The organism is Rhizobium sp. AN5 (assembly GCF_900215255.1).
Taxonomy (GTDB): Bacteria; Pseudomonadota; Alphaproteobacteria; order Rhizobiales; family Rhizobiaceae; genus Agrobacterium; species Agrobacterium tumefaciens.
Window position 1 is genome coordinate 505711 of record NZ_OCMJ01000004.1, and the last position, 25132, is coordinate 530842.

The window sequence follows — 25132 nt, forward strand, 5'->3', positions numbered from 1 at the left end:
TAGATCACCCGATATCCGTTGCCGAAATCTTGATCCCGAAGCCTTCCAGCCCGACATAATGGCGCTCGCGGGTCGTCATCAGCTTGATCGAGCTGATGCCGAGGTCTTTGAGAATCTGCGCGCCGAGGCCGATTTCCAGCCACTCATTTTCGCGGGAGCGGGCCTGTGCGTGCGCCTCGTCGGGATCACGCACCTTGCGCCGTCCGTCCACCTGGCCGACGCCGACAGACCCTTCGCGCAGATAGACGATGACGCCGCGGCCTTCTTCGGCGATCTTCTGCATATAGTGCTGCACCGGCTGCCGGTCGCCGAACACGTCGTCAGCAACGTTTTCAGGGTGCAGGCGGACGGGAATATCGACGCCATCGCGGATATCGCCGAAAATCACCGCCATATGCTGCATCCGGTCCCAGGGCAGGGAATAGGTATGCGCCTTGGCCGGCCCGAACGGCGTTTCGATGGTGAAGGAGGATTCCATCTCCACCAGCGTTTCCTTGCGCTGGCGATAGGCGATCAGATCGGCGACCGAAACATGCTTCATGCCATGTTTTTCGGCGAAATCCAGGACCTGCGGCCCGCGCATCACGGTGCCATCGTCATTGACCAGCTCGCTGATAACGCCGATGGGCGGCAGGCCAGCGAGCCGGCAGAGATCGACGGCCGCTTCGGTATGGCCGGAACGCATCAGCACGCCGCCTTCGCGGGAAATCAGCGGGAAGATATGGCCTGGCCGGGTGAAATCCGACGCGCCGACATTCGGGTTGGCGAGATTGCGCACCGTCAAGGTGCGGTCATCCGCGGAGATACCGGTCGTCGTGCCATGCTTGAAGTCGACGCTGACGGTGAAGGCGGTCGTGTGGGCGCTGTCGTTTTCCGCCACCATGGCGTTGAGGTTCAGCCTCTTTGCCTCGTCACGCGGCATGGGCGCGCAAACGATGCCGGATGTGTGGCGCACGATCAGCGCCATTTTTTCCGGCGTGCAATGAACCGCCGAAATAATCAGATCGCCTTCGTTTTCACGGTCGTCGTCGTCGGTCACGACAACGATCTCGCCAGCTTCAAAAGCGCGGATAGCGTCGACGACACGTTTCTGATCATAGGCCATTTCGGATTTACCTCACTTCAACCGGCCGGTCTGGCCACGATCTCTCAAATAATGGTCGGCAACGGTGCAGGCCACCATCGCCTCGCCGATCGGCACGGCGCGGATGCCAACGCAGGGGTCGTGGCGGCCCTTGGTACGCACATCCACATTGCGGCCGTCGGTGTCGATGGACTGGCGCTCCGTCAGAATGGAGGAGGTGGGCTTGATGGCGAAGCGGGCGATGACGGGCTCGCCAGTCGCGATGCCGCCCAGAATGCCGCCGGCATGGTTCGACAGGAAAATCGGTTTGCCGTCATTACCCATGCGCATCTCGTCGGCATTCTCCTCGCCGGAAAGCTCGGCCGAGGCAAATCCCTCGCCAATCTCCACGCCCTTGACGGCGTTGATCGACATCAGGCTGGAGGCAATATCCTGATCGAGCTTGGCGTAGATCGGCGCGCCGATGCCGGCCGGAACACCTTCCGCCACGACTTCGACGACCGCGCCGATCGACGATCCCGCCTTGCGGATGCCGTCAAGATATTCTTCCCACACCGGCACCATCGCCGGATCGGGGCAGAAGAACGGGTTCTGATCGACCTGGTTCCAATCCCAATTGTCGCGGTTGATCTTGTGTTTGCCGATCTGCACCAGCGCACCGCGCACATTGAGGCTCGGTACTACCTTGCGGGCGATTGCGCCTGCGGCAACACGCGCCGCCGTCTCGCGGGCGGAAGAGCGTCCGCCGCCGCGATAGTCGCGAATGCCGTATTTCAGATCATAGGTGAAGTCGGCATGGCCGGGACGGAAGCTGCGGGCAATCTCGCCGTAATCCTTGGAACGCTGGTCGGTATTTTCGATCAGCATGGAGATCGGCGTGCCGGTGGTTATCATCGTCTCGCCGTCCTCATCCAGCATCACGCCGGACAGGACTTTGACAATGTCATCTTCGCGGCGCTGGGTGACGAAGCGGCTCTGGCCGGGCTTGCGCTTGTCCATCCAGTGCTGCACCTCGGCAAGCGTGAAGCGAATACCGGGCGGGCAGCCGTCCACCACGCAGCCCAAAGCGGGCCCATGGCTTTCGCCCCAGGTGGTAACGCGAAAAAGATGACCGAAGCTGTTATGCGACATATTTCTCTAGACCGGAAAACGAGGGCGCGCCTGCGGACAGGGGCCGTTTAAAACAAGCGGATTTGTCATAGTAGAAAATCGGACCAAGGCAAAAGCCTTTCTTTCATCGCAAGTCCGATAAGAAGGTGACGCACCGTTCACGACGCCGAGCAGCCCGGAAAACGACAGGCGTGGCCATGGCTGACGACTGGGCCGGATGAATGATTCGGCGGAAACGGCGCAGGGTTTTCCAGATGACAAAAGTGTAAAGGTGCTGGTGTTTTCCACGCTGTTTCGCGGTTTTCCAATATTGCCGGGAAATGCGGTGTAAAAATCACTAACGACTTGAACGCGATCCAAAATCCGTTCATCAATTGGGCCGAAAATGTCATGGTTGCGGGCAATTTCCGCCACATTCGAAAGGCAATTCTTCATGCTTGTAAGGTTTTCACGCAAATTCACGAAAGCTAGATCGATGCGTATGATGATTGCCGCCCTTCTGGCCACCGCCAATTTGCTTATGCCCATCAACAGCTACGCCCAGAGCGTCGATGTCGAGGGAACGATCAGCAAGATCGACGTGAATGCGCTGACCATTACCTTGAACGACGGCAAGAATTACCGTGTGCCGGAAGAGTTCAATTTCGAAGGCCTGAAGGCAGGTGTGAAGGTCGTCGTTTTCTACACGGAAGTGGACGGAAAACGCGTGGTCGATGATCTCGAGGTCGTGCAGTAAACTGCGGTTTCGGCTCTGCCTGTTGTCGAGGCGGACCTCTCTAATCCCGGTCGGGAAGCTCCAGAATTTCCATCATGCCGGACTTGATCCGGCATCCAGCCGACGAGCGTCTGCGTGGCGGGATTGGTTTTTTCAGCCTAAAGATTTGGGCTGGACGGGTTCTGGCTCAAGGCCGGAATGACGGAGGAGGAGGATGATCGGTACCCTCACGAAATCCACTCGGCACTGTTCCTGTCGATCTCGACCTTCAAAATCCGGTCCTGCGGGATCTGCGTCGTAGAGGCTTCATCCTTGTCCATGCCGGAAACCAGGCGGAAGATCGAGCGGATCACGCCGCCGTGGCAGACACATACCGTTGGCACCTCGACTGAGGAAAGCCATGCGCCAATACGCCAGGACAGGATTTCATAGCTTTCAGCATGCTGACCGGGGGGAATGAAGTCCCACTTGTTGGCCTTGCGCGCCTTCACCCGGTCGGGAAATTCTTTTTTCAGTTCCGGCAGGGTCTGGCCTTCCCAGTCGCCGAAGGAAACTTCGACGAGGCGGTCGTCCGTGCGGTAGGTGTGGGGATCGAGCCCCATCGCCCCGCGCATCAGCTCCATGGTCTCGCGCGTGCGCCCGAGCGGGCTTGCCACGTAATCGAAATCACGCGCGGAGTCGCCGAGAATTTGCGCCAGAACCTTGCCGTTGCCGACCGCTTGCGCGCGGCCGAAATCATTGAGCGGAATGTCTTTCTGGCCCTGAAGCCGGCGTATCGCATTCCAGTCCGTTTGTCCGTGCCGGATCACATAGACGAGCAAGGCGATACCCCTGTTTCAAAGTTCGTTCGGCTCAGTCCTTGACCACCGAGATATCCGGCGCGTCAACGGCCTTCATGCCGATGGTGTGATAACCGGAATCCACGTGGTGGATTTCGCCGGTCACAGCCGTCGAGAGGTCGGACAGCAGGTAAAGCGCCGACTTGCCGACTTCTTCGATGGAAACGGTGCGCTTCAGCGGCGCGTTGTATTCGTTCCATTTCAGAATGTAACGGAAATCGCCAATACCGGAAGCCGCAAGCGTCTTGATCGGGCCAGCGGAAACCGCGTTGACGCGGATGCCGCGACTGCCGAGGTCTACCGCGAGATAACGCACGCTGGCCTCGAGTGCAGCCTTGGCCACGCCCATGACGTTGTAGTTCGGCATGACCTTCTCGGCACCGTAATAGGTGAGCGTGATGATCGAGCCGCCATCATTCATGATCGGCTCTGCCCGCTTGGCAACGGCGGCCAGCGAGAAGACGGAAATGTCCATGGTGCGGTTGAAGTTGTCGCGGCTGGTGTCGAGATAACGGCCGGTCAGCTCGTCCTTGTCGGAAAAGGCGATGGCGTGCACGACGAAATCGATCTTGCCCCAATGCTTTTCCAGCCCGGCAAAAACCGCATCGATCGTCTCGAGGTCGGTCACGTCACAGTGGCCGGCCATGAAGGCGCCCAGTTCCTGCGCCAGCGGTTCGACACGCTTCTTCAGCGCGTCGCCCTGCCAGGTGAGCGCGATTTCCGCGCCCGCGTCCGCGCAAGCCTTGGCAATGCCCCAAGCGATTGAACGATTATTGGCGACACCCAAGATGATGCCGCGTTTGCCAGCCATAAGGCCGGATGCCTGAGCCATTGTATGCTCCCTGATACTTTCGATTGATCCTGCCTATGGCATAGGCTGCAATCCTGTTCAAGATTGCCGAGGATCATCTACTGTTAGGGAACGTAACAAAGGGTGCGTTGTCCCGCCTATTCGCAAAACTTTTACAAATAAAGGCCTTCGCGCATGTGGCGCATGAGGTCTGTCACCTTCTCGTCCGGCTTTTCGAGCAGGATGATGCGCAATTCGATGACGAGATCGCCATATCCACCCTTGCCGTCGGCAAGCCCCTTTTCGGCAAGCCGCAGCTCGCGATCGGAGCCGGACCAGGCAGGAATGGTGACGGTTTCCTCGCCAAGCGGCGTCCGGATACTCGTCTCGCAACCCAGAACCGCGTCACTGAGAGAGATTGGCAGCGTCGTATGAATATCGAAGCCGCGAAGGGAAAAGGCATCGTCGCGCGCCGCCAGCAACGTGACGGCCAGATCGCCGCGCGCAATGTTCGGCAGCTTCAGCCCCTGGCCCTTTAGCCGCACCACATGACCGTCCGTCATGCCGGGTTCAAGCTGGAAGCGAACCTCGCGTTCGTCGGCAAGGGATACGGTGATCCATTTACGCTCCAGAAGTTCGGTGACCGTAACGGTGGCTTCCGCCGTGATGTCAGGTGCCTTTTCCGGCGGTGTCTGCGGGGGGCGGAAGCGGCGCACGAGAGCGCTGAAGAGATTGGCGGCGAGCGAGGCGGCTGCGGTTTCGCTTGCAGACGTCTGCGTGGTTTCGCCAGCACCGGGCGCATCGCCTTTAACGCCAGTGGCTGCGGCTTTCGCCGCTTCGGCTGCCTGCTGCACCTTGGGGTCGTTCTGCGCGTCGGCGCCGAAAATCCGCTCGACGATATCTTCGGCCGTTTCGGGTTTTGCATCGGCTTTCTGGCCGGTTTGCGCCCTGTTGCGGGCATCCGCACGGGCCAGTTCCTCCATAAGCTTCTCAGCGGCCCTGGCGCGCTCGGCGGCCTCGCGTGCCGCCTCCCGCTGCTGCATGATTGTTTCGCCGCGTTGCTTCTTCTCGGCCGCCTTGCGGGCCTGGTCGTAAAGATCGCGCTTTTTGGGGTCTTTCAAAAGATCGTAGGCCTGCCCGACCTCGGCGAATCGCGCCGACGCGTCAGGGTCGTCGCGATTGGCGTCCGGATGGACGGTTTTCGCCTTCGTGCGCCAGGCAGCCTTGATGTCTTCGTGACGGGCGTCACGTTTTAAGCCGAGGATAGAATACGGATCGCGCATGCGAAACACCAGTTACGTTGGCTCAGGCACGTGCAGCCGCTCATGGCGCAATCCTGAAACAAACCCCTCCGAAAAGGGATGCCTGCGATCATTCGCATGCATGCCCTCGGTTCAAACAACGTCGACTGTGGCAATAAGTTGCTAAGCAGTTGTTTACGGGGAATGCGCGCCGCCATGCGGCCGGATTTATTCCGCGCGCCAGGGTAAACAGTTTATTTCTGTTCGAAGCGGGTGAGTAACCATTCGCCGGTTTCCGACAGGCAGGCCTGCCCGGCATAACTCGCCACACCTTCGAAAGAGTGGCGCGTCGTCTTGAAATCGCGGCAGACGAAACCGCTGGACTTGTCTTCGTGAATGGTGGTGACGACACCGGCGCTGCCGGTTGCGGCATTGGCCCAGGGCAGGGGCTGTTCCGCAAGTTTGGTGAGATCCGCCGATGTCACCGCATTGCGGATGGTCGCGTCGTCGGTCTGCGGGTTATTATTGGGCTGGTTGGGAACAGAGGCGGTGGAAAGCGAGCGATCGACCTTGTCGCCGCCGAACAGGTCAAGGCTGACGCATCCGCTCAGCACCACAAGCATTGACACGATGGCGGAAACTTCCGCTATCGATGAAAGGAGGCCCTTTGTTCGACTGTTCGACTTTGCTATGACGGTCACCATCTTTCGCCAGAGATCATCTCTGGGGTCCAAATCAGCTCGGGAGCATTTTAGTCAATATGTCGGAAACGGGGTTAACATCCAGTGACTTCACTGAAGAAAATGAACCGTTCACGCTTTTTGCCGAATGGCTGAAGGACGCGACGGCCTCCGAAATCAACGATCCGAACGCGGTAGCACTTGCAACCGTCGATGAAAACGGCCTGCCGAATGTGCGCATGGTGCTGCTGAAGGACGTCGACGATCGCGGCTTCATTTTCTATACGAATTTCGAAAGCCAGAAGGGGCGCGAGATCCTAGGCCAGAAAAAAGCGGCCATGTGTTTCCACTGGAAAAGCCTGCGCCGGCAGGTGCGTCTGCGCGGCGAGGTGGAGATCGTTACCGACGCGGAAGCGGATAGCTATTACGCCTCGCGTCCGCGCGGAAGCCGCATCGGCGCCTGGGCGTCGAAGCAGTCGCGGCCGCTGGAAGGCCGGTTCGCGCTGGAAAAGGCGGTTGCCGAATACACCGCTAAATATGCGATCGGCGATATTCCACGCCCCTCCTACTGGTCCGGTTTCCGCATTCGCCCGGTCAGCATCGAGTTCTGGCACGACCGCAAGTTCCGCCTGCACGACCGTGTCGAATTCCGCCGCGAGACGCCGGATGAACCGTGGTCCAAGGTCCGCATGTATCCTTGAAAGCTGCAGGGGCAGGCCATCCTGGCTGCCTATTTCAGCAGCGAATCAAATAGCGGCAGGCCGATGACGGCGGAAATGGCGATCAGGCCGTAGCAGATGCGCCTGAACGCTGCCTCGTCGGCAAGCCCGTGCAGCCGCGCACCTGCATAAAGACCCGCCCCGTAAAACGGCAGGGCCAGCAGGAAAAAAACAAAGACGTCAGCGGTGAACAGGCCACCAAAAAAATAGCTGGTGGCGGAGATCACGGTCGAAATCGCAAAATAGAGAATGACATTGGCGCGCACGAAAGCGCCCTTAAGGGCGCCGCCAAGCCAATAGGCGACGATGGGTGGACCGCCCAGTTGCGCCGCACCCGAAAACAGCCCGGCAACAAGCCCGGTGAACAGGGTGAGCGGCGTTTTCGGCCGGCCGCTGTAACGCCAGCCGGAAACGAGAAATAACAGCAGCACGACAACCACGATGGAAATGATCCAGCGCAGGGTGAGCGGATCCCCGCCGGAAAGCAGCAGCGTTCCAAGCGGGACGCCGACAAGCGCACCGGCCGCCATGGTGAAGACTTCACGCCGGTCGGCCATGCGCCAGGCCGGCGGTATCATGCCGAGCGTCAAAACGCCGTCCACCACAAGAAGAACCACCGAGGCGATGCGCGGCCCGACAATGGCGCTTGCCAGCGGAATGAAGATGAGGGCCGCACCAAAGCCGGAAAAGCCGCGGGCAAGTCCGGCGAGAAAGGCGGCGCCCGCAAACATGGCGATCAGCGTCGGACTATGCGCGGTGATGAGAGCCGAGAAAAAATCGAGGAGAGGCATGGGTGACTGCATGGGTTTCGAATACCTCTTTATCCCGCATGCAGGCACCTGTTGCGGAAATTTCAGCTCATTGTCGCACGATCCGCTTTCGAATCGACGCCGCCCGAGAATCGTGATCAGAGTTGTATCTCACGAACAAAGGATGAACAAATGCTTGCTGTCTTGATGCGTCAGTTTGAAGCTGCCTCACAGAAATACGCCGAGGAAAATGGGATCGTCCCCGATCCCGACTGGTATATGCTGAAGCTTCAGGAGGAGGTTGGTGAGGTCACGCAGGCCTGGAACCGGCTGACGGGGCGTGGGCGCAGCAAAGGCAGAAGCGAAGAGGAGATGAAACGGGATCTTGCCGACGAAACCGCCGATCTCCTCGGCCATGTGCTGCTGCTCGCCCATTATAACGGTCTCGACATCGAAGGATCGATAGAGCGCAAGTGGCGTTTTACACCGTCGGCTTGACAGGTTACGGCAAGGTAACCGGCCTTTGCGCGGCCGGATCTGCCACTGCCGCGATCAAGACAGCGAGACGGTAAAGAACAGAATGGCGAGAATGGCGGCCACTGGCGTCATGACCTGCCGCTCCGCACGGCTTCGCGACATTGCATTCAATCCGATGTTCACCGCAAGCGTGCAGGCGATGATCCAGATGCCGGGTTCGACCCAGCCTGCCGGCCAGAGCGTGATGAGGTCTGCCTTTTGCAGCGGAAACGATGCGGCCAGGATATAGACCGCGACAGCCGCCACGCTGGTAAAGCGCTGCGCGACGGGCAGGACCCTGTGCTCGCCGCCCTAGGCGAAGCGACCGAAGGGCGCACCCGCCGCAAGGACGATCTGAAATGCGCAAAGCGCGAGTATTATTAGCGTCGCGAGCGACACGGCAACAAGCAGCGTGACTACTCCGTTGATGAATGCGCCGGCAAATGAATTCGAGCGGGATCGGCCTGTCAGCCTATATGTGAGGCACCATAAAGACCAATGGCTAAAGGCATGTGACGCGCCTTCATGCCTCTGATAACGGCGCCTGTTGCAGGAGGCCGGCAACCGCATGAAGATCGCTTGAAACGGCGATGCATTTTTCCCGCATTTCCTCGGTCGGCGGCGCGACATCCGGAACCATGATCGTCATCATGCCCGCCGAGGAGGCGGACCGCACGCCGTGCCAGGAATCCTCCAGCGCCAGGCAACGGCCCGGATCGATGCCGAGACGTTTTGCGGCAGTAAGATATGGCATGGGCGACGGCTTCGGCTCCGAATAGTCGCCGCGGGCGACGATGGTATCGAAACGTTTGAGCAGGTCATAGGGGCCGAGATGACGCGTGACGGAATCGTGCCGCGAGGAGGTGGCGATGGCGCGGCGGATATCGAGCCTGTCGAGAAGATCGAGGATTTCGACGACGCCGGGTTTCAGCGCCACGCCTTCCGCCATCATCACGGCAAGATGCCGGAGCCAGGCGTCGCGGAAGCTGTCGATCGGAAAATCCGCGCCATAATCGGCGAAAATGGTGCCGGTGATGACATCCCACGGGCTGCCGCAGACCTTCTGATAGGTCTCGACCCGCATTCTGTGGCCGCCCTCATCTGACGCGGCCAGAAAGGAATCGCGATAAAGCGTCTCGCTTTCGATCAGCAATCCGTCCATGTCGAAAACGACAGCATGCGGGAGAAAAGGCAGCATGGCAGCTCAACCGAACCGGAAGGGGCGTTCGCCGAGGCTTTCGAACGGGCGGAGCAGATAACCGTCCGGATCGGCGACGATGAATTGCCGGTTGCCGACCTCGACTGTGCCGCGCCTGTACCATTTTTCCTCTGACGGCAGGACAAGATCGATTGAGGCCCGCTCAAGCCGGGCGAGGATGGGCAGCAGGGAAGGAACGGCAAGTTGCAGATTCATGCCGCGGCCCAGCGGAAATTCAAGCGCTGCATTTTCCGCCACGAAGGTCCGGGTCGCACCGATCTGGTCGATCATCAGCTGCGCATCACCCAGCGCCAGATAGGCAAAGCCCTCTTCGGCGCGCTCATAAACCACATGAAAACCGATCAGGTCGCAATAAAAAGCGCGGCTTTTCTGCCAGTCGCTGACGGCTAGTTCCGGGACGAGGGCATTTCGTATGATGGTCATGGTCTCCTTTGCCGCGCAGGCCCGGCGATGGGAGGCGTGGCCTGCGGTGATGGGGCGATATTATCGTCTTCCGGGTGACTTGCCAGAGGAATCCTCATCATGGCAGCCATGTGCGGAGTTGTGAGCTGAAGCAGGTTCAACTTTTCGTCCTGCCACAGCTTTTCTCACGTCATGCCGGACATGATCAGGCACCCAGTCAGCCCAAGTCCTTGGGCTGAAAAGACTCATCTCGCCAAGCGGACGCGGACAGGCTGGATTCCGGCTCGAGGCCGGAACTACGCCTTCGTGCCGCCGACGGTGATCTGGTCCATGCGCAGATGCGGCTGGCCGACGCCAACCGGCACCCATTGTCCTGCCTTGCCGCAATTGCCGATGCCCGTGTCCAGTTTCGAATCGTTACCGATCATCGAGACGCGTTTCATTGCGTCCGGCCCGTTGCCGATCAGCATGGCACCCTTCACCGGCGCGCCGATCTTGCCGTTCTCGATGAGGTAGGCCTCGGTGCAGCCGAACACGAACTTGCCTGATGTGATATCCACCTGACCGCCACCGAAGGAAACGGCATAGATGCCCTTCTTGACGGAGGAGATGATCTCCTCGGGCGTCTTGTCGCCTGACAGCATGTAGGTGTTGGTCATGCGCGGCATCGGCACATAGGCATAACCCTGCCGGCGGCCATTGCCTGTCGCCTTCGCACCCATCAGCCGGGCGTTCTGGCGGTCCTGCATGTATCCCACCAGCCTGCCGTTCTCGATCAGCACATTATAGGCCGACGGTGTTCCCTCGTCGTCGACGGTGAGCGAACCACGGCGGCTGTCGATGGTGCCGTCATCCACCACAGTCACACCGGGGGCGGCCACCATCTCGCCCATCAGGCCGGCAAAGGCCGAGGTTTTCTTGCGGTTGAAATCGCCTTCGAGGCCATGGCCCACAGCCTCATGCAGCATGACGCCGGGCCAGCCGGAGCCGAGCACCACATCCATGGTGCCGGCCGGCGCATCGACGGCGCTCAGGTTGACGAGCGCCTGGCGCAGCGCCTCGTCCGCACCGCGCTGCCAGTTCTCCGTGGTGATGAAATCGCCAAAGCCGACGCGGCCGCCAATGCCGTAGGAGCCGCTTTCCTGCCGGTCGCCTTCACCAGCCACCACGGAAATATTGATACGGGTCATGGGCCTGACATCGCTGACGCGATGGCCATCGGCGCGCAGAATATCCACTACCTGCCAGCTTGCGGAAATCGTCGCCGTCACCTGCCGGACATTTGCGTGCCTGTCGCGCAGATAGGCATCGATATCGGTGAGAAGTTTCACCTTCTCCTCAAAGCTCGGGCTGCCGATGGGGTTTTCGTCGCCATAGAGCTTCTTGTTGGTGCGCTGCGGGGCTGCGGCATAGGAGCCGGAATACCCTCTGGTCACGGCGCCAACCGCATCCGAAGCGCGTTTCAGCGCACTTTGAGACAGTTCGCCCGCATGGGCATAGCCCACGGTTTCCCCGGCGACGGCGCGAAGGCCGAAGCCCTGGTCCGTGTTGAACGAACCGCCCTTGAGGCGGCCATTATCGAAGGTCAGCGATTCGGCCTGCGCATGTTCGATGAACAACTCGCCATCATCAGCGCCGGTGAGCGCTTCCGCGACCAGCTTGCGCAACTGCGTCTCGTCGCAATCGAAGAGATTTACAAGGTCGTTGGTCATTGAAGGCTCCAGTCTTTATCGTTCCTTCGATTTAGGCACTGGAGCCGACAGACGCAAGGCTGTCTCTTTAGACGAGGCTTCAGGGAAGGGCGTCATAGCCTTCGGCAAAGCCGGTGAGCTCGATCGGAATACCCACCCGGTCCTGATCCACGGATTCACGCAGCGCGAAAACCGCGTTCTTGCCGGCGCGCAGAACCTTCAGCAGTTCGTCGTCAATATCGACCTCGACATAGCAGCCTTCGGAGAAGCAGCGGGTGAAATAGGCGCGGCCAATATTGTTGTTGTCGATATAAAGCTCCATGCCGTCCTTCAGGAGCACGCCAAGCGGTGCGAGGATACGCAGGATGCGCGACTTGCGGTCGGCGGTTTTCAGGACCACCACCGAAAGCCCCACTTCCGGGCGGTCGTCGGCAATCACGTTCTGCATCAGGGCGCATTGATCTTCGGATGCGCCTGCCGGCTTGTCGCAGATCACCGACCATGCTCCATGCGTCGACTTCGGCGTTCCGGGCGGCTGCTGTTGCGCCAGCGCCGCTGCGGCGGGAGCGATGATGGCAAGACCGGCGGCGGCAAGAAAAGTGCGCGCGAGCGGGGAAAGACGCATGGATACCTCTGGGATTCGAATCAGTGCGGCTATTTTGACGCCATAATCCGGAAAAAAAAGCCTTGGTACCTCAATTCCAGCCGAGTTGGGCGGAAATAGGACCTGTTGCCAGGTGCATGCGCGTGATTTGACCGTGCGGCAGCCGGTGCCTGGTGGCTGAAGCCTGCTGCAAAAGCGCTGCCAGCAGGGGCTGCGCCGGATTTTGACCATTGCCAAGCGCGCCTGAAATATCTTGCGGGATACGGGACGTGGGAAACTCGGCTGCGATGAACAATGGTGAAATTGGCTGACATCCGTGTCCTTACGCATATTGCGGCAGAGGACAAACTGTGGTTTGAAGTTAGTAACATAAGCATGGATTCTGCGTCTGTAATTGATCAAGATCAGACGCGTGAGGGAGAGGGTACCGTGACGAATAGGATTTACGCAGCACTGGCGGGGATGACCTGTCTGCTCACGGCTGTCGGCGCCCACGCCGATCAGCCGGTGCATTGGCAAATGGGCATGCAGGAGGCCGCCACGCCGATCATGCACGAAATACGCTGGTTTGAACAATATACGCTCTGGTTCATTGTTCCGGTTACGCTTTTCGTTCTTGCGCTGCTTATTATCGTCGCCTTGAAATTCCGCGCAGCGAAGAATCCGGTGCCGTCCAAGACCAGCCACAACACCGCGATCGAAGTGGTGTGGACGCTTGCGCCGGTTCTCATTCTGCTATTCCTCGCTTTCCCGTCGTTCAATCTTCTGAACGCGCAGCTGACGCAGCCGGAAAACCCTGATCTGACGCTGAAGGCGACTGCGACGCAGTGGCTGTGGAATTACGAATACAAGGCTGCCGAGGGCGCCGAGCCGCTCGCCTTCGACAGCTATCTGCTGAAGGAGCAGGATCGCGCTGCTGCGGGCAAGGAGGACAAGGCCCGCTACCCGCGTCTTCTCGCGGTAGACAATGAAATGGTCGTTCCGGTCGGCAAGACCGTTCGCCTTCTGGTGACGGCGGCGCCAACGGACGTCATCCACGCCTTCGCCATGCCCGCTTTCGGTGTTAAGATCGACGCCGTTCCGGGCCGCCTCAACGAAACTTGGTTCAAGCCGGAGAAGGAAGGCCTTTATTACGGCCAGTGTTCCGAGCTTTGCGGCAAGGACCACGCCTTCATGCCGATCGCCATTCGGGTGGTTTCCGAACAGCAGTACAATGCCTGGCACGCCGCCGCCGCTTCAGATCTGAACGGCGCGAACCGGGCACTGATGGCCTCCGTCGATGGCGCTCCGCGCACGGTCGACGTTGCCGCCAACGAAACCAACTGAGACCTGGAGTGACGACAATGGCTGGACCTTCCGCACACGACGATCATCACTCGCATGGTCAATCCGCTCATGATGGGCGCGCGCATGATGATCATTCGCATGATCATTCCCATAAGCCGGGCTTTTTCGCCCGCTGGTTCCTGTCGACCAACCATAAGGACATCGGCACGCTCTACCTGATCTTCGCCATCATGGCGGGCATCATCGGTGGCGGGCTTTCGGTTGTCATGCGTATGGAGCTGCAGGAGCCGGGCATCCAGATCTTCCACGGTCTGGCCTCCATGGTTTACGGCTTCGAGGGCGATGCTGCCATCGACGGCGGCAAGCACATGTTCAACGTGTTCACGACAGCGCACGCGCTCATCATGATCTTCTTCATGGTCATGCCGGCGATGATCGGCGGCTTTGCCAACTGGATGATCCCGATCATGATCGGCGCTCCTGACATGGCTTTCCCGCGCCTCAACAATATTTCCTTCTGGCTGATCGTTCCGGCGTTCATCCTGCTGCTCCTGTCGCTTTTCGTCGAAGGTCCGGCGGGCGGTTACGGCGTGGGTGGCGGCTGGACCATGTATCCGCCGCTTTCGACCAACGGCATGCCGGGACCGGCGGTGGATCTTGCGATCTTCTCGCTGCACGTTGCCGGCGCGTCCTCGATCCTTGGCGCCATCAACTTTATCACCACCATCCTCAACATGCGCGCTCCGGGCATGACGCTGCACAAGATGCCGCTTTTTGCCTGGTCGGTTCTGGTCACCGCATTCCTGCTGCTGCTTTCCCTGCCGGTTCTGGCTGGTGGCATCACCATGCTTCTGACCGACCGTAACTTCGGCACGGCATTCTTCTCGCCGGAAGGCGGCGGTGATCCGATCCTCTACCAGCACCTGTTCTGGTTCTTCGGCCACCCGGAAGTGTACATCCTGATCCTGCCCGGCTTCGGCATCATCAGCCACATCGTGTCCACCTTCTCCAAGAAGCCGGTCTTCGGTTATCTCGGCATGGCATACGCCATGGTCGCCATCGGCGCTGTCGGCTTCATCGTGTGGGCGCACCACATGTACACGGTCGGCCTTTCGCTGGAAGCGCAGCGTTATTTCGTCTTTGCAACCATGGTCATCGCGGTGCCGACGGGTATCAAGATCTTCTCGTGGATCGCGACGATGTGGGGCGGTTCGCTGACCTTCTCGACCCCGATGGTCTGGGCAATCGGCTTCATCTTCCTGTTCACGGTCGGCGGTGTTACCGGCGTCCAGCTCGCCAATGCCGGTCTCGACCGCTCGCTGCACGACACCTACTACGTCGTGGCGCACTTCCATTACGTTCTGTCGCTCGGCGCGGTCTTCGCGATCTTCGCCGGCTGGTATTACTGGTTCCCGAAGATCACCGGCTACATGTACAATGAGGTCATCGGCAAGCTCCACTTCTGGGTGATGTTCGTTGGCGTGAACCTGATCTTCTTCCCGCAGCACTTCCTCGGCCTTGCCGGTATGCCGCGTCGTTACATCGATTATCCCGATGCCTATGCCGGCTGGAACCTGGTGTCTTCCTATGGTTCCTATATCTCGGCCGTTGCCGTGTTGATCTTCCTCTTCGGTGTTTGGGAAGCCTTCGCCAAGAAGCGGATCGCTGGCAACAATCCCTGGGGTGAAGGTGCGACGACGCTCGAATGGCAGTTGTCCTCTCCGCCGCCATACCACCAGTGGGAACAGCTTCCGCGCATTCGCTGAATGCCGGACCGGAGTGCGCGGGCAGGGCTTGCGAGCTCCGGAAGCTGAAAAGAGGGGATGGTGTGGGCTTATCCGCGCCGTTTCCCTTGAGGCGGACGGTGTCTGCTGCTGCGTGAGGCATTTTGTCCAAGCGAAGCTTTTCGTGCGACATGATAAAAGCCAAGTACTGCCACTATGAATGGGCAGACGCAGCAGGGCGACGGAACGGGCGTGGCGATATGCCAGGCGCATGGCATCGGGTCTTTGACCCCTGTGCTGCCCGTGCCGGAACGTTCGGACCAATGAATTGACGCACCGTGCATGCCGAAAACGACACTCTGTTTTCGGGCTGGTGCAAGGGATGTCGCGGCAAGCGGCATCTGAAGAAAAACAGGATACGAAATGACCGTCATAGACAATCGCGAAATGCTTGGCCTGGAAAGCTCCGAACTTTCGGAAGCCGGCGCGCGCGATTATTTCGAATTGCTGAAACCGCGCGTCATGTCGCTCGTCGTCTTCACGGCGTTTGCGGGCCTCGTGCTGGCGCCGGGCCACATCAACCCGGTCCTCGGCCTCATCGCCATTCTCTGTATTGCCGTCGGTGCCGGCGCATCCGGCGCACTCAACATGTGGTACGATGCCGATATCGACGCCGTGATGAGCCGCACCGCCAAGCGGCCGATTCCGTCCGGCCGCGTAGCCCCGGGCGAGGCGCTGGCTTTCGGGTTGACGCTCTCGGCCTTTTCGGTGGTCATCCTCGGCCTTGCGGTCAACTGGTTCTCCGCCGGACTGCTCGCCTTCACTATCTTCTTCTACGCCGTCGTTTATACGATGTGGCTGAAACGCTCGACACCGCAGAACATCGTCATTGGTGGTGCTGCCGGCGCTTTCCCGCCCATGCTTGGCTGGGCCTGCGTCACCGGCGGCGTTTCGCTTGATAGCATCATTCTCTTCCTCATCATCTTCTTGTGGACACCAGCCCATTTCTGGGCGCTGGCGCTGTTCAAGATGCGCGATTACGGCTCCGTCGGCATTCCGATGATGCCGAACGTGGCGGGCGAGCGCTCCACCAAGAACCAGATGATCGTTTACGCGGTGCTGACGGCTGCCGCTGCGGTCGCGCCGTATTTCACCGGTCTTGCGAGCCTCGGTTACGGCATTTTCGCTGCCGTGCTGAGCGTGATCTTCGTTTACTGTTCGCTCGATGTCCGGCGCATGCCTGACGGTGACGAAAAAATGCTGCCCGCCAAGAAGATGTTCGCCTATTCGGTGCTTTACCTCTTCGCCATCTTCTCCGGCCTCCTGGCCGATCATTTCGCTCCGGCCCTCAAGGCCGTGATTTCGGGAGTTTTTTGATGGAAACCGTGGAACTGAGCGCGGCGCAGAAAAAATCAAGGCGCGGGCGCAACGTAGCGCTCGGCGTCTTGCTCGCCGGTCTGGTGGTGCTGTTTTACGTCATCACCATCATCAAGATCGGCTCGCATTGACGGCCTGACAGTGAGAGCATGATCGGAGGAGAGGAGGGGACATGGCGAATACCGGGGCAAATATCGGGGCAGACAAGGCAATGGCCGAGACGCAGCGGGTGAGCAATCGCTCCATCCTCGTGCTCTGTCTCGTGTTTTTCTGCGCTATGATCGGTATGGCCTATGCCGCCGTTCCGCTCTACAGCCTGTTCTGCCGCGTCACCGGCTATAACGGCACGACCCAGCGCGTCGAGCAATATTCCGACGTCATTCTCGACAAGACCATCAACGTCACCTTCGACGCAAATACGTCGAATGGCCTCAACTGGGATTTCCGCCCGGTCGACAAGCTGGTCACGCCGAAAATCGGCGAAACGGTGCAGATCAATTTCAAGGCGACGAACCGCTCAGCGGTGGCAACCACGGGCACGGCGGTCTTTAACGTCACGCCCATGGAAGCAGGCGCTTATTTCAACAAGGTGGAGTGTTTCTGCTTCACCGAAACGACGCTTCAGCCGGGCGAAACGCTCGAAATGCCGGTGGTGTTTTTCATCGATCCGGATATCGCCACGGCGCGCGAAACGAAGAACATTCATACTTTGACGCTGTCCTATACGTTTTATCCGGCCAAAACCGAAAAACCGGTTGCGTCCTTGCCGGTAAAGACTGAATCTGGCGAAAGCAAATTGTGAGAGGAGACTCGGGCCTTTTGAGCAGGGCCGGGTCTGGGAAGAGATACCAGGGGATTGTCACACATGGCAGATACGCATCAGAAGAACCACGACTACCACATCATAGATCCAAGCCCCTGGCCGCTTCTGGCCTCGATTGGCGCCTTCATTCTGACCTTCGGCGGCGTCTGTTACATGCGTTACCTGTCGGCTGGCTCCTTCAAGCTGTTCGGCATGGAACTGGCCAATCCCTGGCTGTTTTACATCGGTCTCGTCATCGTGCTCTACACCATGTACGCATGGTGGGCAGACACGATCAAGGAAGCCAATGAGGGTAGCCACACCCGCGTCGTTTCGCTTCACCTGCGTTACGGCATGATCATGTTCATCGCCTCTGAGGTGATGTTCTTCGTCGCGTGGTTCTGGGCCTATTTCGATGCCAGCCTTTATCCGCACGAGGCCATTCAGGCGTCGCGGCTCGAATATACCGGCGGCCAGTGGCCGCCAAAGGGCATCGAGGTCATCGATCCCTGGCACCTGCCGCTCTACAACACCGTCATCCTGCTTTTGTCGGGCACCTGCGTCACCTGGGCGCACCATGCCCTGCTGCACAATGACCGCAAGGGCCTGATCACCGGTCTCGTCCTCACCGTTGCTCTCGGCGTCCTGTTCTCGACCGTGCAGGTTTACGAATACATGCACGCCCCGTTCGATTTCAAGAACTCGATCTATGGCGCGACCTTCTTCATGGCGACCGGCTTCCACGGTTTCCACGTTTTCGTCGGCACGGTTTTCCTGCTGGTCTGCCTGCTGCGCGCCATTGCCGGCGGCTTCACGCCGAAACAGCATTTCGGCTTCGAAGCGGCTGCCTGGTACTGGCACTTCGTTGACGTGGTCTGGCTGTTCCTGTTCTTCGCGATCTACATCTGGGGCGGCTGGGGCGCGCCGCTGGCGGAGTGATGCGGTTTGTTTTGTGACTCGGAGGGCGGCATCTGCCGCCCTTTGTGTTTAAACAGGCGGGCCGGACGGAGGTTTAACCGGCCCAAGGCGGGAGGCCATCATGTCTGAACCCGAAAACGGCGGTTTTGCGCCGGTGGACCCAATAAAAGTCGGGCTGAAGGGCTGCTGCCCGCGTTGCGGCAATGGCAGGCTGTTCGACGGCTTCCTGACCCCGAAACCCGCATGCAGCGCCTGCGGGCTGGATTACGGCTTTGCCGATGCGGGTGAAGGCCCGGCAGTCTTTGTCATGCTGATCGTCGGTTTCCTTGTCGTCGGGCTGGCGCTTTGGTTCGATCAGCGTTTTGCGCCGCCCGTCTGGGTGCATGTCATGCTCTGGTTGCCTTTTGCGGTGATCGTCTCCCTCGTGCTGCTGCGCAAGATGAAGGGCATCATGATTGCGCTGCAATACCGCAACAATGCAAGCGAAGGCAGGCTTGATCGTGAATGAGGTTTCCCACATGAAGGCGGCGGAAAGACGCATCTGGTTTGCCGCGCCGCTCGTCCTTTTGGCACTTGCCATCCTTCTCGGACTAGGCACATGGCAGGTGAAGCGGCTTTACTGGAAAGAAGCGCTGATTGCCGATATCGAGGCGCGGCGCAACGCAAGCCCGGCCACGCTCTCTCAGATAGAGGCCATTGCCAAAAGCGGCGGCGAAATTGAATATCGCAGGGTCAACGTTTCCGGCGTTTTCGATCATGCCCGCGAACGGCATTTCTTCGCCACCCACCAGGGCAGAACCGGCTATTACATCTATACTCCGCTGTCGCTTGCCGATGGCCGCATCCTCTTCGTCAATCGCGGCTTCGTGCCTTTTGAGATGAAGGAGGCGACGAAGCGGCCTGAAGGGCAGGTCGCTGGCGAGGTGGAAATCAAGGGACTGGCGCGCGCGCCGCTCGTTGCAAAACCGTCTTCACTGCTGCCGGATAACGATATCGCCAAGAACATCTTCTACTGGAAGGATCTGGCGGCCATGGCGTCGAGCACCGATATCCCGCCCAACAGGCTGGTCAACCTGTTCGTGGATGCCGACGATGCGCCGAACCCCGGCGGCTGGCCACAGGGCGGCGTGACGCTGATAGATTTGCCCAACAATCACCTGCAATATGCGATTACGTGGTATGGTCTGGCGGCGGCCCTTGTCATCGTCGCCGGTTTTGCCTATTTCCGGAACGGTAAGGCGCAAGGTGACTAACGCGCGCCCTGTCCGGTAAGGCTGGCTACCGGGCAAGGGCAAGGAGCACGCCAAGGAGCACGAATGAACATCGCCGTTTCCAAACCCCCTTTGACGATAAGGCTGTGCGGACCGCGCGGCTTTTGCGCGGGCGTGGACCGGGCGATCCAGATCGTCGTGCTGGCGCTGAAAGCCTATGGCGCGCCGGTCTATGTCCGCCACGAAATCGTCCATAACCGATACGTGGTCGAGGGGCTGGAAGCCAAGGGCGCGATTTTCGTCGAGGAACTGCACGAAATCCCCACCGAACATCGCGAGCAGCCGGTGGTCTTTTCCGCCCATGGTGTGCCGAAATCCGTGCCGGAGGATGCGCAGGCGCGCAACCTGTTTTATCTCGATGCCACATGCCCGCTGGTCTCCAAGGTCCATAAGCAGGCCATGCGCCACCAGCGACTCGGCCGCCATGTCGTTTTGATCGGCCATGCCGGTCACCCTGAGGTCATCGGCACCATGGGCCAGCTGCCCGAAGGCACAGTCTCGCTGGTCGAGACGGTGGAGGATGCCGGCACCTATGAACCGGTGGACCGGGAAAACCTCGGTTTCGTTACCCAGACAACGCTGTCTGTCGATGATACCGCAGGCGTTATTGCCCGGTTGCAGGAACGTTTCCCGGCCATTCAGGCACCAGCCGCCGACAGCATTTGTTACGCCACCACCAACCGTCAGGATGCGGTAAAGCAGGCGGCCCCCGGCTGCGATCTCTTCATCGTGGTCGGCGCGCCCAATTCGTCAAACTCGAAACGGCTGGTGGAAGTGGCGCTGCGTGCCGGTGCCAAACACTCGGTTCTGGTGCAGCGTGCGGCGGAAATCGACTGGGATGCGATCGGCGATATCCGCACCGTCGGTCTTTCGGCTGGCGCTTCCGCGCCGGAGGTCATCGTTGATGAGATCATCGAAGCCTTCAAGGCGCGTTTCGATACGACGCTCGATCTGGCCGTCACGGTGGAGGAAACGGAACATTTCCTCGTCAACCGCGAACTGCGCAGCATCGAGCTGACGACGGACGACATGGCTTTCGTGAACGGCAATGCCAGCAATGCCCTGCCACCGAAAGCCGCCACTGGCGCCTAGACCGGGATGGCGAGATATGTGAGCGGTTCCCGCCGCGCATACGTCATCCCCTCTTCAAATTTTCACTCCATCCTTCATCAAGAGATTTGAAATTGGCAGTTTATACGGACATCACCGAAGATGATCTGAGGAATTTCCTCATACAATACGACGTTGGCAGCCTCACATCCTATAAGGGCATTGCCGAAGGCGTCGAAAACTCCAATTTCCTGCTGCATACGACGAAGGATCCGCTGATCCTGACGCTTTACGAAAAGCGCGTGGAAAAATCCGATCTGCCGTTCTTCCTCGGTCTCATGCAGCATCTGGCCGCCAAGGGTCTGTCCTGCCCCTTGCCGCTGCCGCGCAAGGACGGGGAACTGCTGGGCGAATTGTCCGGCCGCCCGGCGGCGCTGATCTCCTTCCTTGAAGGCATGTGGCTGCGAAAACCGGAAGCGAAACATTGCCGGGAGGTCGGCAAGGCGCTGGCCGCCATGCATCTGGCCGGTGAGGGGTTCGAGATCAAGCGCCCCAATGCGCTCTCCGTCGATGGCTGGAAGGTGCTGTGGGACAAGTCTGAAGACCGCGCCGACGAGGTGGAGAAGGGCTTGAAAGACGAGATCCGCCCGGAAATCGATTATCTCGCCGCCCATTGGCCGAAGGATTTGCCTGCGGGCGTCATCCATGCGGACCTGTTCCAGGACAACGTGTTTTTCCTCGGCGACGAGCTTTCCGGCCTGATCGATTTTTACTTCGCCTGCAACGACCTCCTCGCCTATGACGTGTCGATCTGCCTCAATGCCTGGTGCTTCGAGAAGGATGGCGCTTATAACGTCACCAAGGGCAAGGCGCTGCTGGAAGGTTACCAGTCAGTGCGTCCGTTGAGCGAGGCGGAACTGGATGCCTTGCCGCTTCTGGCACGCGGCTCGGCGCTGCGCTTCTTCCTGACCCGCCTCTATGACTGGCTGACGACGCCGGCAGGCGCGCTGGTGGTGAAGAAAGACCCGCTGGAATATCTGCGCAAGCTGCGGTTCCACCGCTCCATCGGCCATGTCGCCGAATACGGGCTGGTTGGCGAATGAAACATGTCGATATCTTCACCGATGGCGCCTGCTCCGGCAATCCCGGTCCGGGCGGCTGGGGTGCTGTGCTGCGATATGGCGAGACCGAAAAGGAATTGTCCGGCGGCGAGGCCGATACCACCAACAACCGCATGGAGCTGCTGGCGGCCATCTCGGCGCTCAACGCGCTGAAAAGCCCCTGCGAAGTCGATCTCTATACCGACAGCGCCTATGTCAAGGATGGCATCACCAAGTGGATTTTCGGCTGGAAGAAGAAGGGCTGGAAAACCGCCGATAACAAGCCGGTCAAGAATGTGGAGCTGTGGCAGGCGCTGGAGGCGGCGCAGGAGCGCCATAAGGTGACGCTGCACTGGGTCAAGGGCCATGCCGGCCACCCGGAAAACGAGCGCGCCGACGAATTGGCACGCAAGGGCATGGAGCCTTTCAAACGCCGGTAACGGAAGTCTGATTTCTTCCACTCGGCCCTGATCCGGGCCAACCGTGATAAGGGATTGTGAAAACTGAAACCCGATCTATCTTGTCGTCAAACAGTTGGACGATGTTCCAGCGGAGGAGAGACATTCAGATGATCCAGCATTGTGTATTTCTACGGTTCAAGGCTGCAACGGCATCCTCTGAAAAACACGCGGTGTTTGAGGCAATTGCGGCCCTCAAGGACGTGATACCCGGCATAATCGATGTAAAATACGGCCAGAATGTTTCGCCGGAAGGCCTGAACGGCGGTTTCGTCGATGGCTTCATCGTGACACTGGAAAGCCCGGAAGCCCGCGACGAATATCTGGCGCACCCGCAGCACATGGAAGTCGGTCAACGTCTGGTCTCGCTGACCGATGGCGGTCTGGCCGGGCTTCTGGTGTTTGATATGAACGTGTGAAAAAGGGCGGTTTGACCGCCCTTTAATGGATACTGTGCTTCATTCGCGACGACAGAGAGGCGGTTTAAAGCTGCTCGATCATCGCCGCAGCGGCCGAGACCGTCGCCTGACCGGGATTTTCTTCCACGTTGAGCGACGTTACCACGCCGTCTTTCACCAGCATCGAATAGCGCTTGGAGCGCACACCGAGGCCGCCGCCGGAGAGGTCGGCATCGAGGCCGAGCGCCTTGGTGAAAGCGGCGTCCCAGTCGGCAAGGAAGTGAATTTTGCCCTGGCCGCCGGACGATTGTGCCCATGCGCCCATGACGTGCCAGTCGTTGACGGAAACGACGGCGATGTCATCCACGCCCTTTGCGAGAATGGCGTCGCGGTTTTCGAGGTAGCCCGGCAGGTGGTTCAGCGAGCAGGTGGGCGTGAAAGCGCCGGGTACGGCGAAAAGTACCACCGTCTTGCCGCCAAAAAGCGCATCGGTGGTGGTTTCCACCGGGCCATCGGCGGTCTTTTCCTTGAAGGTTGCGGAAGGCAGTTTTTCGCCGATCTTGATAGTCATGTCCATGCTCCTATGGCCGTTTGGTTCGCGCGACTATAGAGCAAGGAAAAGAAAACTGTCATACGGTTTTCGCGGGAAATTCCATGGCTGAGACAGCCGTTCGGGATATGCCGCCGACCCGGTCAGGGCTTTGGAAAGTTGAGCATGGTCTCCATGGTCCGATCGCCGGATTTGACAAGAATGGGCCAGCTGTTGCCCTGCACCTGATAGGTTTTCGGCAAGCCCTTGATGTTCATGTAGAAGGAGAGCTTGCGCTTGTCGCGCACCAGGTTCTGCGGCTCGTAATAGGCAAAACCCGAGGGGCCGGCGATGAATATCTCGGTCTCCTTCGGCGCGTTTTCCGGTAGCTGCAATTGCACGCCGAGCATGGTCTTGTCGGGCGTGATGTGGAAATCGACAACCTTGAAATCGTCGGACGCAGCCTCTGGCAGCGTCTCGCGCGCCTCTTCCAGCAATCGCCGCTCTTCGTGGTCGTCATCGCCCGCATTGCCGCGGCTGATCGAAAACGTCGCCTCAAAGGGAATGCAGATATTCTGGCAGACGCCGATGAAGGCGGTGAGGTCGATGTTGCCTCCCGCTTTGGCGTCAACGGCTTTCAACTGGAAGGGAATGCTGACGGCGTGATCGTAGCCGATATCGGTGATATCGCCGTTCTCGATGAGCTTGGGAACAGGATAGGCCATTGATGTCAGGCTTACACCGCTTGCCGGATCAAGCGTGATCTTGGGCGGTATTCCAGCTTCGCCTGGTTCGCGCCAATAGGTTATCCAGCCGTCTTTCGGCTCGATCTGCAACACGCCGCGCACCACGCCGTCCGCATCCATGGCAAGGCTCGCCACACGCATCTGGCCGCCTTCACTTCTCGCCCAGTCGGTAATTTCGGCCTGCGCTACTTGCCCGCCACCGAGAAGGGCGGCGAAGGCAACAGCGAGGCGAAGATGTGAAAATCGAAAGAATGTCCTGACGCTCATTCTTTCCGTCTAACCCAACATCGCCCGATGGACCAGTTACGAATTCGTGCGGTTCATCATTTTCGGTTGATTGATCGGGCGCGATGCCGCATCCTGTGCTCTGTCGAAGTGCGAACGCCGCTTTCCCGTTCAATGATGGAATTCGGCAAGCTGGAGGCGCCGGTGAGCTTTTCAACCCTGATGGACAAACGCGAACGTGGCTTTTTCGACAGCCAGTTCCTTATCGCTATGCCGGGGCTGGACAATGGCAATTTTGCCCGTTCGGTAGTCTATATCTGCGCCCATTCGGATGCCGGAGCCATGGGTTTCATCATCAATCGGCCGCAGCAGATCACCTTCACGGATATTCTGCTGCATCTGAAGCTGGTGGACAGCAACGATGCCATCATGCTGCCCAACCGCACCCGGGAGTTTCCGATCCAGTGCGGCGGCCCAGTCGAATCCGGCCGGGGTTTCGTGCTGCATTCCGATGATTATTTAAGTGAATCGAGCATTCCCGTCAGCGACGACATTTCCTTGACGGCGACGCTGGATATCGTGCGCGCCATTTCCAACGGTCGCGGCCCGCAAAAGGCCACCATGATGCTCGGTTATGCCGGCTGGGGTCCGGGCCAGCTGGAAAACGAGATCGCCAATAATGGATGGCTGAATTGCCCGGCGGCGGAAGAGCTGATTTTCGACCGTGGACTGGACAACAAATACGAGCGGGCGCTTGCGCTTATGGGTGTGGATGCTCGCATGCTTTCTGCGGAAGCCGGCCACGCCTGATTTTTTCGTGACGCTCCTTTTGTCAACTGCTGGAACCAATCCCAATCCCTGACGTTAACAATCCCGAAAGCCGCACAG

The 25132-nt window shown here is 59.4% G+C and carries 31 protein-coding genes; 16 read left to right on the plus strand and 15 right to left on the minus strand.

All coding sequences use genetic code 11. The annotated features are described in order from the left end of the window. Positions 1-4: 4 nt before the first annotated feature. From ribB to CRP02_RS27535, 3 genes are read right to left on the minus strand one after another with little or no spacing between them, the layout of a single operon-like run. A complete protein-coding gene (ribB, locus tag CRP02_RS14735; RefSeq protein WP_097171581.1) occupies positions 5-1105 on the minus strand; it encodes a 3,4-dihydroxy-2-butanone-4-phosphate synthase in 1101 nt (366 codons plus the stop codon). A gap of 12 nt (positions 1106-1117) precedes the next feature. Further along, complete coding sequence (gene aroC / locus CRP02_RS14740) at positions 1118-2215, minus strand: chorismate synthase (protein ID WP_097171582.1); 1098 nt, start codon at positions 2213-2215, stop codon at positions 1118-1120. Positions 2216-2221: 6 nt separating this feature from the next. Beyond that, positions 2222-2629, minus strand: coding sequence for a hypothetical protein (locus CRP02_RS27535; protein ID WP_210200303.1), 408 nt, complete (start codon positions 2627-2629; stop codon positions 2222-2224). 40 nt (positions 2630-2669) lie between these two features. On the opposite strand from CRP02_RS27535, the gene CRP02_RS14745 reads away from it, so the two are divergent. Continuing rightward, on the plus strand, positions 2670-2930 hold the full coding sequence (locus CRP02_RS14745; protein WP_003511760.1) for a DUF1344 domain-containing protein: 261 nt from the start codon (positions 2670-2672) through the stop codon (positions 2928-2930). 206 nt (positions 2931-3136) lie between these two features. Here the strand turns inward: CRP02_RS14745 and CRP02_RS14750 are convergent, their stop codons facing one another. From CRP02_RS14750 to CRP02_RS14765, 4 genes are all read right to left on the minus strand, one after another. Next, positions 3137-3730 (minus strand): histidine phosphatase family protein, encoded by a 594-nt coding sequence (locus CRP02_RS14750; protein WP_097101721.1) that lies wholly within the window; start codon positions 3728-3730, stop codon positions 3137-3139. Between the two features lie 31 nt (positions 3731-3761). Then, complete coding sequence (gene fabI / locus CRP02_RS14755; RefSeq protein ID WP_003511762.1) at positions 3762-4580, minus strand: enoyl-ACP reductase FabI; 819 nt, start codon at positions 4578-4580, stop codon at positions 3762-3764. Between the two features lie 131 nt (positions 4581-4711). Next, positions 4712-5821 (minus strand): DnaJ C-terminal domain-containing protein, encoded by a 1110-nt coding sequence (locus CRP02_RS14760; protein WP_025592658.1) that lies wholly within the window; start codon positions 5819-5821, stop codon positions 4712-4714. 212 nt (positions 5822-6033) lie between these two features. Continuing rightward, the gene (locus CRP02_RS14765) at positions 6034-6483 is read right to left on the minus strand and encodes an RT0821/Lpp0805 family surface protein (protein WP_003511767.1); all 450 of its coding nucleotides are present in this window, start codon (positions 6481-6483) and stop codon (positions 6034-6036) included. Positions 6484-6539: 56 nt separating this feature from the next. On the opposite strand from CRP02_RS14765, the gene pdxH reads away from it, so the two are divergent. Continuing rightward, complete coding sequence (pdxH, locus tag CRP02_RS14770) at positions 6540-7160, plus strand: pyridoxamine 5'-phosphate oxidase (RefSeq protein ID WP_097171584.1); 621 nt, start codon at positions 6540-6542, stop codon at positions 7158-7160. Positions 7161-7189: 29 nt separating this feature from the next. Here the strand turns inward: pdxH and CRP02_RS14775 are convergent, their stop codons facing one another. Beyond that, the gene (locus CRP02_RS14775; protein WP_179784028.1) at positions 7190-7969 is read right to left on the minus strand and encodes a TSUP family transporter; all 780 of its coding nucleotides are present in this window, start codon (positions 7967-7969) and stop codon (positions 7190-7192) included. Between the two features lie 150 nt (positions 7970-8119). Here CRP02_RS14775 and CRP02_RS14780 point away from each other — a divergent pair, with 150 nt between their 5' ends. Next, a complete protein-coding gene (locus CRP02_RS14780; protein WP_097171585.1) occupies positions 8120-8425 on the plus strand; it encodes a MazG nucleotide pyrophosphohydrolase domain-containing protein in 306 nt (101 codons plus the stop codon). A 54-nt stretch (positions 8426-8479) separates the two neighbouring features. On the opposite strand, the gene CRP02_RS27960 is transcribed toward CRP02_RS14780, so the two are convergent. The 5 genes from CRP02_RS27960 to CRP02_RS14805 all read right to left on the minus strand — a co-directional run bounded on the left by CRP02_RS27960 (position 8480) and on the right by CRP02_RS14805 (position 12380). Beyond that, the gene (locus CRP02_RS27960) at positions 8480-8710 is read right to left on the minus strand and encodes a hypothetical protein (protein WP_323455369.1); all 231 of its coding nucleotides are present in this window, start codon (positions 8708-8710) and stop codon (positions 8480-8482) included. Between the two features lie 256 nt (positions 8711-8966). Further along, positions 8967-9641 (minus strand): HAD family hydrolase, encoded by a 675-nt coding sequence (locus tag CRP02_RS14790; protein WP_097171586.1) that lies wholly within the window; start codon positions 9639-9641, stop codon positions 8967-8969. A gap of 6 nt (positions 9642-9647) precedes the next feature. Then, positions 9648-10085 carry a bleomycin resistance protein gene (locus tag CRP02_RS14795; protein ID WP_003511773.1) on the minus strand — a complete coding sequence of 146 codons (438 nt, stop codon included), beginning with the start codon at positions 10083-10085 and terminating at the stop codon, positions 9648-9650. Between the two features lie 275 nt (positions 10086-10360). Beyond that, positions 10361-11776 carry a metalloprotease TldD gene (tldD, locus tag CRP02_RS14800; RefSeq protein WP_097171587.1) on the minus strand — a complete coding sequence of 472 codons (1416 nt, stop codon included), beginning with the start codon at positions 11774-11776 and terminating at the stop codon, positions 10361-10363. Positions 11777-11855: 79 nt separating this feature from the next. After that, positions 11856-12380 (minus strand): invasion associated locus B family protein, encoded by a 525-nt coding sequence (locus tag CRP02_RS14805; protein ID WP_003511775.1) that lies wholly within the window; start codon positions 12378-12380, stop codon positions 11856-11858. Between the two features lie 441 nt (positions 12381-12821). On the opposite strand from CRP02_RS14805, the gene coxB reads away from it, so the two are divergent. The 12 genes from coxB (at position 12822) to CRP02_RS14870 (ending at position 22765) form a co-directional block, all read left to right on the plus strand. Beyond that, positions 12822-13685, plus strand: a complete 864-nt coding sequence (coxB, locus tag CRP02_RS14815; RefSeq protein ID WP_019564187.1) for a cytochrome c oxidase subunit II — start codon at positions 12822-12824, stop codon at positions 13683-13685. Positions 13686-13702: 17 nt separating this feature from the next. Next, positions 13703-15412: a cytochrome c oxidase subunit I gene (ctaD, locus tag CRP02_RS14820; protein ID WP_097101737.1), complete on the plus strand. Its 1710-nt coding sequence runs from the start codon at positions 13703-13705 to the stop codon at positions 15410-15412. Between the two features lie 381 nt (positions 15413-15793). Beyond that, positions 15794-16747, plus strand: a complete 954-nt coding sequence (locus CRP02_RS14825) for a heme o synthase (protein ID WP_097171589.1) — start codon at positions 15794-15796, stop codon at positions 16745-16747. After that, positions 16747-16878 carry a hypothetical protein gene (locus CRP02_RS27965; protein WP_013635615.1) on the plus strand — a complete coding sequence of 44 codons (132 nt, stop codon included), beginning with the start codon at positions 16747-16749 and terminating at the stop codon, positions 16876-16878. The genes CRP02_RS14825 and CRP02_RS27965 overlap by 1 nt, the downstream gene beginning before the upstream one ends. A gap of 41 nt (positions 16879-16919) precedes the next feature. Then, positions 16920-17549, plus strand: coding sequence for a cytochrome c oxidase assembly protein (locus CRP02_RS14835; protein ID WP_097171590.1), 630 nt, complete (start codon positions 16920-16922; stop codon positions 17547-17549). A gap of 63 nt (positions 17550-17612) precedes the next feature. Beyond that, positions 17613-18488 (plus strand): cytochrome c oxidase subunit 3, encoded by an 876-nt coding sequence (locus CRP02_RS14840; RefSeq protein WP_003511788.1) that lies wholly within the window; start codon positions 17613-17615, stop codon positions 18486-18488. Positions 18489-18588: 100 nt separating this feature from the next. Further along, positions 18589-18975: a DUF983 domain-containing protein gene (locus CRP02_RS14845; protein WP_097171591.1), complete on the plus strand. Its 387-nt coding sequence runs from the start codon at positions 18589-18591 to the stop codon at positions 18973-18975. A gap of 10 nt (positions 18976-18985) precedes the next feature. Next, a complete protein-coding gene (locus tag CRP02_RS14850) occupies positions 18986-19720 on the plus strand; it encodes an SURF1 family protein (protein WP_097171592.1) in 735 nt (244 codons plus the stop codon). 63 nt (positions 19721-19783) lie between these two features. Further along, positions 19784-20830, plus strand: coding sequence for a 4-hydroxy-3-methylbut-2-enyl diphosphate reductase (gene ispH, locus CRP02_RS14855; RefSeq protein ID WP_019564182.1), 1047 nt, complete (start codon positions 19784-19786; stop codon positions 20828-20830). Between the two features lie 92 nt (positions 20831-20922). Then, entirely contained in the window at positions 20923-21891 is a 969-nt protein-coding gene (locus tag CRP02_RS14860) for a homoserine kinase (protein WP_097172785.1), read from the plus strand. Continuing rightward, complete coding sequence (gene rnhA, locus CRP02_RS14865; protein WP_003511799.1) at positions 21888-22328, plus strand: ribonuclease HI; 441 nt, start codon at positions 21888-21890, stop codon at positions 22326-22328. The genes CRP02_RS14860 and rnhA overlap by 4 nt, the downstream gene beginning before the upstream one ends. A 128-nt stretch (positions 22329-22456) precedes the next feature. Further along, a complete protein-coding gene (locus CRP02_RS14870; RefSeq protein WP_097101752.1) occupies positions 22457-22765 on the plus strand; it encodes a Dabb family protein in 309 nt (102 codons plus the stop codon). A 64-nt stretch (positions 22766-22829) separates the two neighbouring features. Here the strand turns inward: CRP02_RS14870 and CRP02_RS14875 are convergent, their stop codons facing one another. Both CRP02_RS14875 and CRP02_RS14880 read right to left on the minus strand, forming a co-directional pair. Further along, a complete protein-coding gene (locus CRP02_RS14875; RefSeq protein ID WP_003511803.1) occupies positions 22830-23315 on the minus strand; it encodes a peroxiredoxin in 486 nt (161 codons plus the stop codon). Positions 23316-23437: 122 nt separating this feature from the next. Further along, positions 23438-24286 (minus strand): protein-disulfide reductase DsbD domain-containing protein, encoded by an 849-nt coding sequence (locus CRP02_RS14880; RefSeq protein WP_019564180.1) that lies wholly within the window; start codon positions 24284-24286, stop codon positions 23438-23440. Positions 24287-24448: 162 nt separating this feature from the next. Between CRP02_RS14880 and CRP02_RS14885 the strand changes: the two genes are divergently transcribed. Beyond that, a complete protein-coding gene (locus tag CRP02_RS14885; protein ID WP_003511807.1) occupies positions 24449-25054 on the plus strand; it encodes a YqgE/AlgH family protein in 606 nt (201 codons plus the stop codon). Positions 25055-25132: the final 78 nt, after the last annotated feature.